Annotated in this window: 13 protein-coding genes and 1 tRNA gene; 11 read left to right on the top strand and 3 right to left on the bottom strand. The window is 50.9% G+C overall.

Annotation, left to right across the window (positions count from 1 at the left end; all coding sequences use genetic code 11):
* Positions 1-506 precede the first annotated feature (506 nt).
* Both Q4C79_RS11265 and leuE read right to left on the bottom strand, forming a co-directional pair.
* The gene (locus tag Q4C79_RS11265) at positions 507-1601 is read right to left on the bottom strand and encodes an anhydro-N-acetylmuramic acid kinase (RefSeq protein ID WP_303091117.1); all 1095 of its coding nucleotides are present in this window, start codon (positions 1599-1601) and stop codon (positions 507-509) included.
* A gap of 66 nt (positions 1602-1667) precedes the next feature.
* Positions 1668-2306 (bottom strand): leucine efflux protein LeuE, encoded by a 639-nt coding sequence (leuE, locus tag Q4C79_RS11260; protein ID WP_303091116.1) that lies wholly within the window; start codon positions 2304-2306, stop codon positions 1668-1670.
* A 179-nt stretch (positions 2307-2485) separates the two neighbouring features.
* On the opposite strand from leuE, the gene Q4C79_RS11255 reads away from it, so the two are divergent.
* Entirely contained in the window at positions 2486-3391 is a 906-nt protein-coding gene (locus Q4C79_RS11255; RefSeq protein WP_303091115.1) for a LysR family transcriptional regulator, read from the top strand.
* A 218-nt stretch (positions 3392-3609) separates the two neighbouring features.
* Here Q4C79_RS11255 and Q4C79_RS11250 read toward each other — a convergent pair whose 3' ends face one another.
* Entirely contained in the window at positions 3610-4440 is an 831-nt protein-coding gene (locus tag Q4C79_RS11250; RefSeq protein WP_303091114.1) for a cytochrome c5 family protein, read from the bottom strand.
* A gap of 287 nt (positions 4441-4727) precedes the next feature.
* Between Q4C79_RS11250 and Q4C79_RS11245 the strand changes: the two genes are divergently transcribed.
* The 10 genes from Q4C79_RS11245 to Q4C79_RS11200 all read left to right on the top strand — a co-directional run bounded on the left by Q4C79_RS11245 (position 4728) and on the right by Q4C79_RS11200 (position 16331).
* A tRNA-Arg gene (locus Q4C79_RS11245) sits at positions 4728-4803 on the top strand.
* Between the two features lie 363 nt (positions 4804-5166).
* On the top strand, positions 5167-6945 hold the full coding sequence (gene ilvB, locus Q4C79_RS11240; RefSeq protein ID WP_303091113.1) for a biosynthetic-type acetolactate synthase large subunit: 1779 nt from the start codon (positions 5167-5169) through the stop codon (positions 6943-6945).
* Positions 6945-7436, top strand: coding sequence for an acetolactate synthase small subunit (ilvN, locus tag Q4C79_RS11235; protein WP_303091112.1), 492 nt, complete (start codon positions 6945-6947; stop codon positions 7434-7436). The genes ilvB and ilvN overlap by 1 nt, the downstream gene beginning before the upstream one ends.
* 126 nt (positions 7437-7562) lie before the next feature.
* Positions 7563-7865 (top strand): putative quinol monooxygenase, encoded by a 303-nt coding sequence (locus Q4C79_RS11230; RefSeq protein WP_303091111.1) that lies wholly within the window; start codon positions 7563-7565, stop codon positions 7863-7865.
* Positions 7866-7914: 49 nt separating this feature from the next.
* A complete protein-coding gene (gene ilvC / locus Q4C79_RS11225) occupies positions 7915-8928 on the top strand; it encodes a ketol-acid reductoisomerase (protein WP_303091110.1) in 1014 nt (337 codons plus the stop codon).
* A gap of 322 nt (positions 8929-9250) precedes the next feature.
* Entirely contained in the window at positions 9251-10726 is a 1476-nt protein-coding gene (locus tag Q4C79_RS11220; RefSeq protein WP_303091109.1) for an aldehyde dehydrogenase family protein, read from the top strand.
* 172 nt (positions 10727-10898) lie between these two features.
* Entirely contained in the window at positions 10899-11663 is a 765-nt protein-coding gene (pssA, locus tag Q4C79_RS11215; RefSeq protein ID WP_303091108.1) for a CDP-diacylglycerol--serine O-phosphatidyltransferase, read from the top strand.
* 112 nt (positions 11664-11775) lie between these two features.
* Positions 11776-12585, top strand: coding sequence for a sulfite exporter TauE/SafE family protein (locus Q4C79_RS11210; RefSeq protein WP_303091107.1), 810 nt, complete (start codon positions 11776-11778; stop codon positions 12583-12585).
* A 59-nt stretch (positions 12586-12644) separates the two neighbouring features.
* Positions 12645-14333: a D-lactate dehydrogenase gene (gene dld, locus Q4C79_RS11205; RefSeq protein ID WP_303091106.1), complete on the top strand. Its 1689-nt coding sequence runs from the start codon at positions 12645-12647 to the stop codon at positions 14331-14333.
* A gap of 786 nt (positions 14334-15119) precedes the next feature.
* Complete coding sequence (locus Q4C79_RS11200; protein ID WP_303091105.1) at positions 15120-16331, top strand: multidrug effflux MFS transporter; 1212 nt, start codon at positions 15120-15122, stop codon at positions 16329-16331.
* The last annotated feature ends 221 nt before the right edge of the window (positions 16332-16552 follow it).

Here is a 16552-nt window from a genome sequence, read left to right as displayed (position 1 = left end):
CGTGGGAGATTTTATGACTGCATTACTACGGAGTTCTTATTTTAATTGACTATACAAAAAGCTGTTTTAATCCTGAATGGATCAATTTTTCGTTATGCTCGGGTCAAGCCCGATCATGACGGACGCAGGTGTTTAAAGTATCGAAAAGAATTTTGCAAAGGTCTATGCCTGTCTGAAAATTTGTTTTCAGACAGGCATATCGATATAAAGCAACCGCCGGATGCCTGTCTGAAAAAATTTTGAACCACTATAGCGGATGAACTTAACTTTCGCGAAGGCTCTGTTTCGCCGAACTCGAAGAAAACGATTTTGTCAGCCGCTAAAGCGGCAACAGAATTGGTTGCTTACCTGTGTACTGTTTGCGGCTTGCTGCCTTGTATCGAGGTAATTCAATCCGCTATATGTTGTATTTTCAGACAGGCATTCGCGAGAGGATAGGCAGTTGCCGGCAATAGGGTTGTTCGGCAAAGCATATTTTACGGTTCATACGGAGCGGTGAGGATGGTTTAAGCGTAATAACCGGCGCCCAATACGCAAGGATGACGCGCGCCGGTAGCGCGTACGGGGTTGCTGTGTATGCCGTTTATCCAGCAGGCGGCCAACCAGCCGAAAGCGGCGGCTTCTACCCATTGCGGGTCAAGCTGTAGTGCGGCGGTGCTGCGGAGAGGAGCGGATAACTGCTGTTGGAGGGTGTCCATCAGCAGGCGGTTGCGGATGCCGCCGCCGCATACGTATACCGCTTCTGCTTGCGGCGCGTACTCGGTAATGGCTCTGGCTGCGGTGATGGCGGTGTAGTCGAGCAGCGTTCGCAATATATCGTGCGGCTGCCATTGCGGGTTCAAATAGGCCTGTAACCAAGTTAGCGAGAACAGTTCGCGGCCGGTACTTTTGGGCGCAGGAAGCGATAAATAGGGGTGGGCAAGCAAGGTATCCAATAAGGGGGAAATGCGGCTGCCTTGGGCGGCGCGTGCACCGTCGGCATCGAAATCCAGTTGCCAGATATGTTTTACCCAGGCGTCCATCAACATATTGCCGGGGCCGGTATCGAAGCCGAATGCAGGGGCATGTGGCGGCAGTACGCTGATGTTGGCAATGCCGCCGAGATTGAGGGTTACCCGCGTTTGGGAAGAGTCGCCAAATAGTGCTTGATGAAAAGCCGGTACCAGCGGGGCACCTTGCCCGCCGGCGGCTAAATCGCGGCTGCGGAAGTCGCCTATGGTGAAAATACCGGTTAGTTCGGCCAGCAGAGCCAGATTGCCGATTTGGATACTGTATCCGGCTTGCGGGGCATGGCGTATGGTCTGGCCGTGACAGCCGATGGCGCGGATATCGGCCGGATTCAGGCCTGTGTCGGCCAGTAATAAATGTACGGCTTCGGCATACAGACGGCTTAATTGTTGCGAGAGCAATTGGCTGCGGTGCAGTTCGTTGTCGCCGGTTTGCTGCAAATCGAGCAGGTCTTGCTTAAGCTCATCGGAATAGGGAAGAAAGGCATGTGCCTCGGCAGCGAGCCAGCGGTTGTTTTCCATTTGTATCAGTACGGCATCCACGCCATCCATGCTGGTGCCGGACATCAGGCCGATGTATCGTTGTCGGGACATGATAAAAGAATATTCAAAGGTTTTCAGACAGGTATTATTGTAGCGGGAAATCACCGCCAATCCTACTTAAACCGCTGCTGTCCATAATTTGGCGGCAAAGACCAGAAACAATGTGCCAACGCTGCCTTTACCCAGTGCACCCGCACGGCGGTGGCGGGCGGCCAGTTGGGTCAGCCGGCTGGTAGCCGGAGCCATTAGGTTCAGGTAAATCAGGCTGATGGTTTGAAAAATGGCGCCCAATACGGCAAAGCTGATTAAGGGCTGCGGATAATGAACATCGATAAATTGCACCATCATGGAAGGAAAAAACAGCAGGCCTTTCGGATTGAGCAGCGCGATCATCAAGGCTTTTCGGAATACTTTGGGCGAAGAAACGGTGAGGGCGGTGTTCGGTTGCAAAGTTTTGCACCATCCTTGCAGAGCGCTTTTACAGAGTTTGAAACCTACCCAGGCCAGATACAGTGCGCCTGCCAGTTTGATGATATCGAACGAGAGCGGATAAGCCTTCAACAGGGAGCTGGCGCCGAGCGCGGATGCGGCAATCAGCGTGCCGTTGCCTAAAAAAGTACCGGCGATCGCGCGGCGGGCAGTACGGCTGCCGTATTGGCCGGCCACTGCCATGCAGAACATTGAATTGGGGCCGAGAAGCAGAATCAACGCGGTTACGGTTAGGGTGTAGGTGAGGATATCGGTGATGCCGAACATATTTGGTTCTTTCGTAATAAGCGGGGTATCGGTAGCGCTTGGTTTTTTGCGATGACAAAGTTTCTGTAAAACGGAAGCAAGTTTTTGCCGTTCTGTGTTGGAAATCACTATACAGAATTGATTGTGATACATAAAATACTATTTTATTAATTTCGTGATAATAAAAAAGTATCAAAGATATGATTAATTTTCGATTGATGCGCCAGTTGTGGCTGTTTTGCGTAGTGGCAGAGCACGAGCATTTCGGCAAGACTGCACGAGCATTGGGCATGTCGCAGCCGCCGCTGACCGAACAGATTAAGATATTGGAACAGGCATTGAAGGTAAAACTGTTTGAACGTTCGCGCCAAGGCACGCGGCTGACGCCGCAAGGGCGGGCGGTTTTGCCGGCCGTGCAGAAGTTCGCCGAACAGATGCAGCAATTGGAAGGCGCGGTACAGCAGGCCTTGGCCGGCCACAGCGGCACATTGACGATAGGTGCGATTACGCAGGCGCTGACCGATGTTTTGCCCGATTTGATACGCGAAGTAAAACAACAACACCCGCATCTGACGGTGGCGGTAAAAGAAATCGATAGCGCCGAGGCGGTGTCTTTGTTACAAAGCGGCAGCATTGATTTGGCTTTTGCACGTTTGGAAGGAGAGGTGGGCAGCGGTATCGCTACTTTGCCGCTGATGCAGGACCAACTGGCGGTGGCATTGCCGAAACACCATCGCTTAGCCGGTCAAAACCAAGCGGCGCTGGCCGATTTGGCCGATGAAGAATTTGTGATGTTTGCGCGGCAGATCAGCCCGTCTTCCTTCGATACGATTATTGCCGCGTGCCGACAAGCGGGTTTCTCGCCACGGATTGTGCACGAAGTGCGCTCGGCAGTGTCTCAGCTGGCCTTTGTCAGCTGCGGGCAGGGCGCGGCGCTGGTGCCTTTATCGCTACACAGATTGGCACCCGCTAATATACGGCTGTTACCTTTGGAGGGAAATATCCGGATTACCACCGCTGCGGCAGCTTGGAATCTCGGGAGGCAGGATGTATTGCTGGAACAGGTACTTTCGTATTTGCAACAGCGGGCAAGCAGCTTGGTATAGCGAAATGCCTGTCTGAAAACAATATATAGCGAATTAACTTAACTTTCGCTACGGCGTTGCTGCGCCTTGCCGTACTACTTGTACTGTCTGCGGCTTGCTGCCTTGTATCGAAAATTAATTAAATCCGCTATGGCGGATTCAATTTAGGAGTTAATCTGTTTTAGCGCTAACAAAAAAGCACACCGATTAAGGTGTGCTTTTGAATTCAATAACAGGGCTTATTTGAAGTTGCCGCCGGATTGGTTAACCATGTAATTGATGGCGGCACTGATTTGCGCTTCGGTCAGGTCGTTATTACCACCTTTTGCAGGCATCACGCCGCCGTTGGGACCGGTGTAGCCTTCCATGGCATGTTTGAGCAGCAGAGCCTTGCCTTTGGCGATACGCGGAGCCCATTCGTCATTTTTAGTAACGCGGGGCGCATTGGGAATGGCGGAGTTGGCACCGTGGCAGGCCATGCACAGGCCGTCGAATACTTTTTTGCCTTCGTCATTAGCGGCAACATCGGCCGCACCGCCTGAGGCGGCACCTGAAGCGGCAGTACCGGATGCCGCTGCGCCGCTGGCGGCTACCGCAGGCGCTTCAAAATTACCACCGGATTGGTTGGCCATGTAGGCAATGGCACGTTTGAGTTCGTCGTCGGTCAAATCAGCCGCCCCGCCTTTGGCAGGCATGGCGTTAAAACCGTTCAGGGCGTGATTAAACAAAGTGTCGAAGCCTTGGGCGATGCGCGGAGCCCATTCGGCATTGTGGGTTACTTTAGGCGAATTCGCTACAGTGCTGTCGGCGCCGTGGCATTGGATACAGACTTTTTTGAAGATCTGTTCGCCGGTACGCATACCTACCGGAGTGCCGTCGCCCATCACTACATTGCCGACCGGCATGATGCGGGTGGCGGTAGCCGATTCGGTAGTCGCATCGACATCACTGTAATAGCCGCTGGTAGCGAGTTTGACCAAAAAATACAAAGTTGCCAGCAGGATGACGATACCGCCGATAAGGGTAACGGCAGCGGAACCGCGGACGCGTTGATTGGACAGATGATTCATAAATAAAGCCTCACCGTTTTTTGTAGGATGATGACGAAAATAATGGTTTGTGTGTTGTCAGTATTGCCGATAACGTCTGTTTTGTAAAAACGCATTAACAATAATTTGCTGGATTATACTGAATTCAGACAGGCTTTCCAATCTTTAAAATTTGGTTTAGCTCAAAAAAATCGAAATTCGTTGCAGGGGAATGCCTGTCTGAAAGGTTTTTTATTGTTTGCAGAATTTGTCGGTACGACAAAAATTTTGCCAAACGGCCGCTTTTGAGATAATCTTACGCCCGCACAGTACCCGTAGCTCAGTTGGAAGAGCGTCAGTTTCCGAAGCTGAAGGTCGCTGGTTCGATCCCAGTCGGGTGCGCCAAGATGAAGGCGGCTTGCTGTTTCAACAGCGGGTCGCCTGTTTTTATTTTTGATTTTTTGGCATAAAAATGTTTTCTTGATGTTGATGTTGATCTAATTTGATTGTGGTGATGTTATTTTTTGGCATATTGTTTCTCGATTTACATAACTTGATTTTTCGCCTTGATTCTCGGCCGTATTTGCGTTACCTTACCCACTCTTTTTCAAACGCTCAGGCGGCTTTTTCAATTGATTGGAGCGCCGGGTTGTCGCTGTTGCTTTTCGTGTCGCGTACCCTAAACCGCTGTTCGGAAAGTTGGCATTACAGATGCTGTGGCGAGGCCAGTGCTTCCTATTGATTAACCCGCGAATCAAAGAGGCCATCATGCAATTATCAGGTGCACAAATACTCGTGCAGAGTCTTAGTGCCGAAGGCGTGGAATACGTTTTCGGTTATCCGGGCGGCGCAGTTCTCGAAATCTATGATGCGCTGTATCAATTAAATAAATTCGAACACATTCTGACCCGCCACGAACAGGCGGCCGTTCATGCTGCGGATGCTTACGCGCGTACCAGCGGCAAGGTTGGCGTGGCCTTGGTGACTTCCGGCCCGGGCGCGACCAACGCGGTTACCGGTATCGCAACGGCTTATTGCGATTCAATTCCGATGGTGGTGATCACCGGCCAAGTGGGTACGCCGGCCATTGGTTCGGATGCTTTTCAGGAAGTGGATACCGTAGGCATTACCCGCCCATGTGTGAAACACAATTTCTTAGTAACCAGTGTGAACGAGCTGGCGGAAACCATCAAAAAAGCCTTCCAAATCGCTGCCAGCGGCCGCCCTGGCCCCGTGGTGGTAGATATTCCGAAGGATGTAACGCAGGCGATGGCGAAATTCAGCTATCCGCAGCAAGATATATTCATCCGCTCTTACCAACCGGTTACTCAGGGCCATGCCGGCCAGATTAAAAAAGCGGTGCAAATGCTCGCTTCGGCGAAGCGCCCGTTGGTGTATTTCGGCGGCGGGGTGGTATTGGGTAATGCCCATCAGGAACTCACCGATTTCGTTAAGATGACCGGTGTGCCGTGTACCGGTACATTGATGGGTTTGGGTGCTTATCCTTCCAGCAATAAGCAATACTTGGGCATGCTGGGTATGCACGGCACTTACGAAGCCAATCTGGCAATGCAGAATGCGGATGTGGTATTGGCGGTGGGTGCGCGTTTTGACGATCGCGTGGTTTCCGTGCCGGCTAAGTTTGCTGAAAAACCGAAGAAAATCATTCATATCGATATTGATCCGTCCAGTATTGCCAAACGGGTGAAAGTGGATGTGCCGATTGTGGGCGATGTGAAAAACGTATTAGCTGAAATGAAGGCTGCTTGGAAGAAACAAGAGCTGTCTTTTAATGAAGCTTCGTTGGACAAATGGTGGCAGCAGCTGGAGGCTTGGCGCAGTCGTAACTGTCTGTATTTCGATAACGAAGGCGACATTATCAAGCCTCAGTATGTGGTGCAGAAACTGGCGGAGCTGACCAATAATTCTGCCATCATCACTTCCGATGTTGGTCAGCACCAGATGTTTGCCGCGCAGTATTATCCTTTCGAACGCCCGCGCCAGTGGCTCAATTCGGGCGGTTTGGGTACCATGGGCGTCGGCCTGCCGTATGCCATGGGTGCCAAATTGGCGGCGCCGGATCAGGATGTATTTTGTATCACCGGCGAAGGTTCGATTCAGATGAACATTCAGGAGTTGTCCACCTGTTTCCAATATAAGATTCCGGTGAACATTGTTACCCTGAACAACGGCTATCTGGGAATGGTGCGCCAGTGGCAGGAGTTGTATTACAGCAACCGCGAATCGGAAACTTATTTTGATTCCCTGCCGGACTTTGTGAAGCTGGCCGAGGCATACGGCCACATCGGTATCCGTGTCGACAAACCGGCCGATGTGGAAGGCGCGATTTTGGAGGCCATCCGTCAGAAAGACCGCTTGGTATTCCTCGATTTCATCACCGATAAGAAACAAAATGTGTTCCCAATGGTGGGCAACGGCAAAGGCTTGGATGAAATGGTGTTGCCGCCGCATATGCGCGAAACGCCTAAAGATTCCGATGTCAACGATGTGAAAGACCGTGATTACGATATAAGGAGCGTGCCATAATGCGACACATTTTATCTATCCTGATGGAAAACGAATCGGGCGCGATGAGCCGTGTGGTCGGCTTGTTTTCCGCACGCGACTACAACATTGATTCGCTCTCGGTAGCGGCTACCGAAGACAAAACCCTTTCGCGGATGACCATCGTTACCCATGGCGACGATACGGTTATGGAGCAGATTACCAAACAGCTGAACAAGCTGGTGGAAGTCATCAAAGTAGTGGATTTGAACGAGAGCCGTTTTGTCGAGCGCGAGTTGATGTTGGTGAAAGTGCGCGCGGTGGGCAAAGAGCGGGACGAATTCTTACGCTTAACCGAAATCTACCGCGGCAGCGTGGTGGACGTTACCGACAAAACCTATACCATCGAAATCACCGGCTCCAGCGACAAACTGGATTCGTTTTTGGAAACCGTAGGCAAAACCGCGATTCTCGAAACCGTACGTACCGGTGCTGCCGGTATCGGCCGGGGCGAGCGGATATTGCGGATTTAAACTTAAGCTTGATTATTTTTCCGTAAACACTGTTTTCAGACAGGCATAGTTATGAAACGGAATGCCTGTCTGAAAACAATATCGTTTAAAGTGGCAGATTGATTATCAGAATGCAAAGGAGCGGGTATGAGCAGTATTAAAATTACCGCCATCGTCACCGTTAAACCGGATCGCCGCCAAGAGTTGCTTGAAGTTTTCCGGCAATTGGTTGTGGCCAGCCGCAGTGAAGAAGGCAATATCCGTTACGATCTGCATCAAGATAGGCAAAATGAAAACCGTTTTGTGTTTTTTGAAAACTGGCGCAATCAGGCCGCGGTGGACGAACACAATGCCAGCACGCATTTTCAAAATTTCTTACAGGCGATAGAGGGCAACACCGACGGAGTAGAAATCGTGGTGATGCAGGATGTCTCCGAAAATACCGATTAACCCCCTTATTGATTATTCACACCCAATTTGATTTTTTAAGGAAACCAAAATGCAAGTTTTTTACGATAAAGATGCCGACCTTTCTTTGATTAAGGGCAAAACCGTTGCCATCATCGGTTATGGTTCGCAAGGCCATGCGCACGCCGCCAACCTGAAAGATTCTGGCGTGAACGTGGTGATCGGCCTGCGCGAAGGCGGTTCATGGAACAAAGCCGTTGCCGCCGGACACGACGTGCGCAGCGTGGCCGATGCCACCAAAGCGGCCGACGTGGTAATGATTCTGCTGCCCGACGAAAACCAACCCGTTGTCTATAAAAACGAAATCGCCCCGAACTTGAAAGACGGTGCCGCTTTGGCCTTCGCCCACGGCTTCAACATCCACTACAACCAAATCGTACCGCCGAAAAACGTTGATGTGATTATGGTTGCCCCCAAAGGCCCCGGCCACACCGTACGCAGCGAATACCTCAAAGGCGGCGGCGTGCCCACTCTGATTGCCGTTTACCAAGACAACTCAGGCAAAGCCCGCGACATCGCCCTCTCTTACGCGGCGGCCAACGGCGGCACCAAAGGCGGCGTGATTGAAACCAACTTCCGCGAAGAAACCGAAACCGACCTCTTCGGCGAACAAGCAGTATTGTGCGGTGGTGCGGTGGAATTGGTGAAATGCGGCTTTGAAACCTTGGTTGAAGCCGGTTACGCTCCCGAGATGGCCTACTTCGAATGCTTGCACGAGCTGAAGCTGATTGTGGATTTGATGTACGAAGGCGGCATTGCCAACATGAATTACTCCATTTCCAACAATGCGGAATACGGCGAATATGTGACCGGCCCCGAAGTGATTACACCGGCTACCAAAGAAGCGATGAAAAAAGCACTGTATCGTATCCAAAGCGGCGAATACGCCAAGATGTTTATTCAGGAAGGCGCTACCAACTACGCCAGCATGACTGCCCGCCGCCGCTTGAACGCCGATCACCAAATCGAAAAAGTCGGTGCGCAACTGCGCGGTATGATGCCGTGGATTGCTAAAAACAAACTGGTGGATTTGGAGAAAAACTAAATTAACTAACCGGTTTTTGGCAATAATAAAGGCTGTCTGAATATTTCAGACAGCCTTTTTGATTATCAGGGAAAACAGTAAGTTAGCTAGAGTAATTATTCTTGTTTTTGATTTTTATCGATTTATGCTTTGGTTATTGTTTAAAGCAAGTTAAAAGAAATGAATGATTTATCCCATGGGTAGCTTAAGTAAATTTGGTTAAAAGTACCTTGAAAACGACGTGCAAACCGCCTATGCTTTGAAACGCAACATTTTGTTGAACAGGCAAAGTTAATACCTGCTTTTCGATATGGGCATACCCTAAATAAAAGGAGAGTTATAGATGGCTAAGAATTTGAAAGTGTTTGACGAAGCATACGGTTTGTTGATTAACGGTGAGTGGACTAGCGGCGGTGAGATGTTGGTCTCTTACAATCCGGCCAATGGTGAAGAACTGGCGAAATTTACCGATGCTAGCGATGCCGATGTGGATGCCGCAGTAGCGGCGGCGCAAGAAGCGTTTAAAACTTGGAGTAAAACCACCGTAACCGAACGTGCTGCTATTTTGAATAAAATAGCCGATGTCATCGATGAAAATGCAGAATTGTTCGCTTTGCAGGAAACTTTGGATAACGGCAAGCCTATCCGTGAAACCCGTGCGGCTGATATTCCGTTGGCTTCCGATCATTTCCGTTATTTCGCCGGCGTGATTCGCGGCGAAGAGGGTACGGCTACCCAACTGGACCAAGAGGATTTGTCTATCGTATTGCGCGAGCCTATCGGCGTAGTCGGCCAGATTATTCCGTGGAACTTCCCTTTCCTGATGGCCGCTTGGAAAATCGCGCCCGCTTTGGCGGCAGGCTGTACCGTGGTGATTCACCCTTCCAGCAACACTTCGCTGAGCCTGTTGTCGCTGGCGCAAAAAATAAATCATTTGCTGCCTAAAGGGGTATTGAACATTATCACCGGTAAAGGTTCTAAATCCGGCGAATATATGCTGCACCATAAAGGCTTTAACAAACTGGCGTTTACCGGTTCGACTGCAGTCGGCCGCCGCGTAGGCATTGCCGCTGCCGAAATGCTGATTCCGGCTACTTTGGAATTGGGCGGCAAATCGGCCAATATCTTCTTTGACGATATGCCGTTTGATAAAGCGTTGGAGGGTGCGCAAAAAGGTATTCTGTTCAACCAAGGGCAGGTTTGCTGCGCCGGCTCGCGCATTTTCGTGCAAGAGGGTATTTACGATAAATTCGTAGAAGCGCTGGCCGAGGAATTTAAAAAAGTCAAAGTGGGCCTGCCTTGGGAAGACGATACCCAGATGGGCGCACAGGTTAATGCCAATCAGGTCGAGACCATTCTGAACTATGTGAAAATCGGCGAACAGGAAGGTGCGCGCATCATTACCGGCGGTAAGAAAGTGGAAGGTGATTTGGCCAAAGGAGATTTCGTTGAGCCTACCCTGATTGCCGCCGAGAGTAACAGCGCCCGCATTTCTCAGGAAGAAATTTTCGGTCCGGTTGCAACCGTTATCAAGTTTAAAACCGAAGAAGAGGTTATCAAAATGGCCAATGATTCGGAATACGGCTTGGGCGGTGCGGTATGGAGTAAAGACATCAACCGCTGCTTGCGCGTATCGAATGCGCTGGAAACCGGCCGCGTTTGGGTGAACTGCTATAACCGCTTGCCTGCCGGTGCGCCGTTTGGCGGCTATAAAACTTCCGGTATCGGCCGCGAAACGCACAAAATGATGCTGGAGGCGTATACGCAGGTGAAAAATATTTACATCAGCACCCGTGAAGAGCGCGAAGGTATGTATTAAGCGGCTGAACGCTTTAAACAACGAACCGCCCGAATTTATTCGGGCGGTTTTTTTATGAGGGGTATAGTCAGATACTTTACGCCTGCCGTGATGTGTTGTGCGTTAGCTATTTGGTTGATAGCTGTTATAATGGTTGTTCTTAATCGGTTATGTCGTTTCAGACAGGATGATGATGGATTTTAAAGACAGCGAAATTCAATCGCCGGCGGCGCGGGAGCGTTTGCGTCGCAATACGATTTATCTGTTGCCCAATTCGTTTACGCTTGCCGCTTTGTTTTCTGCTTTTTTTGCGATTACTCAGGCGATGCACGGCCGTTATGAAACGGCGGCGATTGCGGTATTCATTTCCATGTTGCTGGACGGAATGGACGGCAGGGTGGCCCGTTGGACCAACAGTCAAAGTGCGTTCGGCGAGCAGCTCGACAGTTTGGCGGATATGGTCAGCTTTGGCGTGGCACCGGCCTTGCTGGCTTATAAATGGCAGCTGTGGGAGTTCGGTCGCATCGGTTACTCGGTTGCCTTTATCTATTGTGCCTGCGCTGCGCTGCGTTTGGCGCTGTTCAATACTTTGATCGGCAAGGTTGATAAACGCTGGTTTATCGGTATTCCCAGCCCGACTGCCGCGGCATTGGTGGTGGGTTTGATTTGGGTGAACCACAGTTATGAACGCTTGCCTTATGTGGAATGGATTTGCCTGTTTCTGACCTTGTTTGCCGGCTTGTCTATGGTAGTACAAATTCCGTTTTGGAGTTTTAAGGAAATCAACGTGCGCCGAAAAGTGCCGTTTTTTGCACTGATTCTGTTGGTTATCGGTTTGTTAATCGTGGCGCTTGAGCCTTCGCTGGTACTGTTTTTGTTCTTCTTGGGATACAGTTTGTCGGGTTATGTGATGTTTGCCTGCCGGCGCTGGAAGAAGCGGCGAAGAGCATCTTTGTGAAGCACGGTAAATAATGGCTGGCGTTTGTCGTTGATGATGTTTCCCATGCCTGTCTGAAACGTGAATGCGCTTTTTCAGACAAGCATTTGTTTATGAAAGAAGGTGGCTTCTGATGTGGCAGTTGGAAACGGTTCTATCCTTGCTTGCGGCCGGATCGTTTGCCGGCTTTGTCGCCGGCCTGCTGGGTGTGGGCGGTGGGTTGTTGATTGTGCCGGTGGTGTTATGGGCTTTGCAGATGCATGGTTTCGGTGCTTCGGAGCATGCGCAGCATTTGGCGGTGGGCACTTCGTTTACCGTGATGGTGTTTACTTCGTTTTCCAGTATGCGCGCGCAGCAGAAAAAAGGGGCGGTGGATTGGCAGATATTTGTCAGCATGGCGCCGGGTATGGTTATCGGCGTGGCTTTGGGCGCGGTGGTGGCGCGTTATCTGCCGAATAAGGGCTTGCAGGTGTTTTTTGCGTTGTTTTGCGCGGTGATTGCCTGGCGTTCGCTGATGAATGTCCAACCGAAACCTTCCCGCCGTTTGCCGGGTAAAAGCGGGCTGGCGGCTGCCGGCGGCTTGTTCGGTTTGCTTTCGAGTTGGATTGGGATAGGCGGCGGTTCGCTGAGTATTCCGTTTATGGCCTCGTGCAACGTACCGATGCACCGTGCGGTCGGTACGTCCGCCGCTTTGGGCTGGCCGATTGCCTTGGTGGGCAGCATAGGCTATTTGGCGGCGGGGTGGTCGTCGGAACATTTGCCGCCCGGTGCGTGGGGATTTATTTATTTGCCGGTGATGGTTGTGTTGGCAGCCGCTACTTTGGTGTTTGCTCCTCTGGGGGTGAAGGTTTCCCACAAATTGCCGCCGGCGTATTTAAAAAAAACGTTCGGCATATTGCTGCTGCTGATTACCGCAAAGATGCTTTGGCAGATTTGGCGATAATGGTCAACGGAAATGCTTTCAGACAGGCATATGATTGAAATCATCAATAAGGAAAAACCATGAACCGTAGTCAATTGATTCAACAGCTGACCGATATCGTCGGCACGTCTTATATCATTACTGATCCGGCCAAAACGGAACCTTACCGCCAAGGCTACCGTTTTGGCGAAGGACAGGCTTTGGCGGTGGTGCGGCCGGGTACGCTGTTGGAACAATGGCGGGTATTGCAGGCTTGCGTGGCGGCGGATGTGATTGTGCTGACGCAGGCGGCCAATACCGGCTTAACCGGCGGTTCAACGCCCGATGGCAATGATTACGACCGCGATATCGTGATTGTGAACACCATGCGGATGAACATTATCCGCCCGATTAACAACAACGAGCAGGTAGTCTGCCTGCCCGGTTCCACCCTAAACCAGCTGGAAGAGCTGCTCAAACCGCTGGGGCGAGAGCCGCATTCGGTAATCGGTTCGTCGTGTATCGGCGCTTCCGTACTCGGCGGGGTGTGCAATAATTCCGGCGGCGCTCTGGTACAGCGCGGGCCGGCTTATACCGAAATGGCGCTGTTTGCCCAGATTAACGAAAACGGCCAACTCGAGCTGATCAATCATTTGGGCATTGATTTGGGCGACACGCCGGAAGAAATGCTCACCAATCTGCAAGGCCATCATTACCAGCAAAAAGACATCACCCGCGATGCCGGCAAAGGTCATGATCATGCTTATTGCCAGCATGTGCGCGAAGTCGACGAGCCCAGCGCCGCCCGTTTCAATGCCGATCCCGCCCGCCATTACGAGGCTTCGGGCTGTGCCGGCAAGCTGATGGTGTTTGGTGTGCGCTTGGATACGTTTCCGCTGGAAAAGCACACCGCCGTGTTTTATATCGGTACCAACGATATCAATGAATTAACCGATGTGCGCCGCACCATTCTTTCGCAATTCAAAAGCCTGCCGATCTCGGGCGAATATATCCACCGCGATGCTTTTGATATTGCCGCGGTGTATGGCAAAGATACGTTTTGGGTGATTAAAAAATTCGGTACCCACCGCCTGCCCAAGCTTTTCGAATGGAAAGCCAAGGTCGAGCGCTTCAGCCGCAACCTGAGCTTTTTGCCGAAACATTTTGCCGACAAGGCCTTGCAAGGATTCAGCAGATTGTTGCCCGAACACCTGCCGCAAAGCCTGCGCGACTATCGCAACCGCTATGAACACCACCTGATTTTGAAAATGGGCGGGGAGGGCGTAGAAGAGGCGAGAGCCTATCTGAAAAATTATTTTTCCGGCAACGGCGGTGCGTATTTCGAATGCAGTCCGGAAGAAACCCAAGCGGCGATGTTGCACCGTTTCGCGGTGGCTTCCGCCGCGGTACGCTACCGCGCGGTGCACGATAAAGAAGTGGAAGACATCGTTGCGCTCGATATCGCCCTGCGGCGCGACGATCGCGATTGGTTTGAAAAGCTGCCGCCGCAAATCGACGGTAAAATCAGCCATAAACTGTATTACGGCCATTTCATGTGCCACGTATTCCACCAAGACTATATCGTGAAAAAAGGGCACGACTGCATGGCTTTGGAGCATGAAATGCTGCATCTGCTGGATGAGCGCGGCGCGCAATATCCGGCTGAGCACAATGTCGGCCACCTTTATGAAGCGCAACCGGCGCTCAAGCAGTTTTACCGCAAGCTTGACCCGACCAACAGCTTCAATCCGGGCATCGGCAAAACTTCGAAAAGGAAATACTGGGCGTAGGGTAATTTAACCCAAATGCCTGTCTGAAAACATTTTTCAGACAGGCAGAGACCTTTGCAAAATTCTTTTCGATACCTGAAAACACTTTCGCCATGCTCGGGCTTGACCCGAGTATCTGGTCGTTTGAGAAGAAAAAGCAGATACTCGGGTCAAGCCCGAGTATGACGAAATATAGCGGATTAACTTAACTTTCGCTACGGCGTTGCTGCGCCTTGCCGTACTACTTGTACTGTCTTCGGCTTGCTGCCTTGTATCGAAAATTAATTTAATCCGCTATATTAACCCATTCAGGATTAAAACGGCTTTTTGTAAAGGTCTCAGGTATTGTGGTTTGACGGAATGCTTTTGCTTGAATCATCAGCGCCATTGATGTGTATCAAAATAACCCGCCCACCAGAGGCGCATAATACACACAGCAGGAAAATCGGATTCGGGTAGCGGCTAGCCCGGTTAGGTTTAGATAACGTGGTTCTCCCATATCGGAAGCTTGCCGCCTACGCGGAACAAATTTTCTGCTTTATCAAGTTGGGTTTTATATTTCCTTTTCTTTCTAAAAGATTATCTCGGTTTATTTGAGAAAACACGGCGGAAATCCGCTAGAGTCAATGGTTAACAGACTCCGGAGCGTGTTCCGCCGCTTTTTTATGCGGTCCGGCTTTGCTTTGAAACCGACGGCGAAAAGCGTATAATCACTACATTATCAAAGTTATCAATTATCTGCCGCCCATCGGGCGGTTTATTGTTTCAGACAGGCATCCGCCTGAAATATCCATTCAGAAGAAATTTATGCCCACCATACGCACGTTAACCGAAAAACAAACCGCCGCCCTGCTGGCGGCATTAATCGCCCTAATGCCTTTGTCGATAGATACTTATCTTCCGGCCATTCCGCAGATTGCACAGAACCTGCAAACCGATATCCATTTGATTGAAAAAAGCCTGAGCAGCTTTATGTTCGGCGTGGCGGCGGGGCAGCTCATCGGCGGATCGATTTCCGATGTGAAAGGGCGGCGCAGCGTGGCGCTGGCCGGTTTGGCGATTTTCGTCGTCAGCAGCTTGGCGCTTACTTTGTTGCAAACGGTCGATCAATTATTGATGCTGCGCTGGGTGCAGGCTTTGGGTGCCGGCATGTCGGCTGTGATGGTTGGTGCGGTGGTGCGCGATCATTACGAAGGCCGGCAGGCGGCGCAAATGTTCGCATTAATCGGCATTATTCTGATGCTGGCGCCGCTGGTTGCCCCTATGTTGGGGTCGGTATTGCAAAGCGTGGGCGGCTGGCGGACGATTTTCGGTACGCTCACTTTTTACGGCGCACTCATTTTGTTGCTGGTGTATTTGTTTTTGCCTGCCAGCGGCGGCAGCGGCGGCAAAATCGACCGCCATTTTATGAGCGGCGTCGTGCAGCGTTACCGTCATGTGCTGCAAACGCACCGAGCCTTGGGCTTTTTGTTTTTACAGGCTTTCAGTTTCGGCTCGATGTTTTGCTTTTTAACCGAATCCCCCTTCGTTTATATGCACTTATACGGCTTAAGCCCGACCGCCTATGCTTGGATATTCGGCTGCAATATTATTACCATGGCTACGTTCAACCGTGTCACGGCTTGGCGTTTGAAGTGCGGCAGTAATGCAGAAGACATTCTGAAATGGGGCGTGGGCTTACAATTGGCGGCTAATGTACTGATGGTGTTGCTGGTGTTGCTGTACGGGTTGCCGCCGATGTGGCTGTTGGTATTGTGCGTGATGTGTTCGGTGGGTACGCAAGGTTTGATCGGCGCCAACACCCAAGCCTGTTTTATGGCGTATTTCCGTACCGACGGCGGCAGCGCCAATGCGCTTTTGATGTCCACTTCTTCCTTGATGGGTGCGTTGATGGGCTGGCTGGCGACCAAGCTGCACGACGGCAGCATTAACGTGATGGCGGGTACGATGCTGTTGTCGACACTTTTGGGCTTGAGCTTGCTGTGGGGTTTTTCAAGAAAAGACTTGTTGGGAGCATAAGCGTGCAGAAAAGTGGGGCTGCTTCGCTATCGTTTAAAATTGACAAGCTTTAGCCAAGCAATGCCTGTCTGAAAATAAAAATGAGACCTTTGCAAAATTTTTTTCGATAACTGAAAACACTTGCGTCATGCTCGGGCTTAACCCGGGCATTTTTTTGGAAGAAAAGAGATACTCGGGTCAAGCCCGAGTATGACGAGATATAGCAGATTAACTTAACTTTC

Origin of the sequence: Neisseria sp. (genome assembly GCF_030523955.1) — a bacterium.
GTDB lineage: Bacteria > Pseudomonadota > Gammaproteobacteria > Burkholderiales > Neisseriaceae > Neisseria.
This window is presented reverse-complemented; position numbering and strand designations above follow the sequence as displayed.

Coding starts and splice junctions, on each gene's coding strand:
- Q4C79_RS11220 (WP_303091109.1), top strand. CDS start 9,251: ATGGCTAAGAATTTGAAAGTGTTTGACGAAGCATACGGTTTGTTGATT.
- Q4C79_RS11265 (WP_303091117.1), bottom strand. CDS start 1,601: ATGTCCCGACAACGATACATCGGCCTGATGTCCGGCACCAGCATGGAT.
- ilvB (WP_303091113.1), top strand. CDS start 5,167: ATGCAATTATCAGGTGCACAAATACTCGTGCAGAGTCTTAGTGCCGAA.
- Q4C79_RS11230 (WP_303091111.1), top strand. CDS start 7,563: ATGAGCAGTATTAAAATTACCGCCATCGTCACCGTTAAACCGGATCGC.
- Q4C79_RS11255 (WP_303091115.1), top strand. CDS start 2,486: ATGATTAATTTTCGATTGATGCGCCAGTTGTGGCTGTTTTGCGTAGTG.
- ilvN (WP_303091112.1), top strand. CDS start 6,945: ATGCGACACATTTTATCTATCCTGATGGAAAACGAATCGGGCGCGATG.
- leuE (WP_303091116.1), bottom strand. CDS start 2,306: ATGTTCGGCATCACCGATATCCTCACCTACACCCTAACCGTAACCGCG.
- ilvC (WP_303091110.1), top strand. CDS start 7,915: ATGCAAGTTTTTTACGATAAAGATGCCGACCTTTCTTTGATTAAGGGC.
- dld (WP_303091106.1), top strand. CDS start 12,645: ATGAACCGTAGTCAATTGATTCAACAGCTGACCGATATCGTCGGCACG.
- Q4C79_RS11200 (WP_303091105.1), top strand. CDS start 15,120: ATGCCCACCATACGCACGTTAACCGAAAAACAAACCGCCGCCCTGCTG.
- pssA (WP_303091108.1), top strand. CDS start 10,899: ATGGATTTTAAAGACAGCGAAATTCAATCGCCGGCGGCGCGGGAGCGT.
- Q4C79_RS11210 (WP_303091107.1), top strand. CDS start 11,776: ATGTGGCAGTTGGAAACGGTTCTATCCTTGCTTGCGGCCGGATCGTTT.
- Q4C79_RS11250 (WP_303091114.1), bottom strand. CDS start 4,440: ATGAATCATCTGTCCAATCAACGCGTCCGCGGTTCCGCTGCCGTTACC.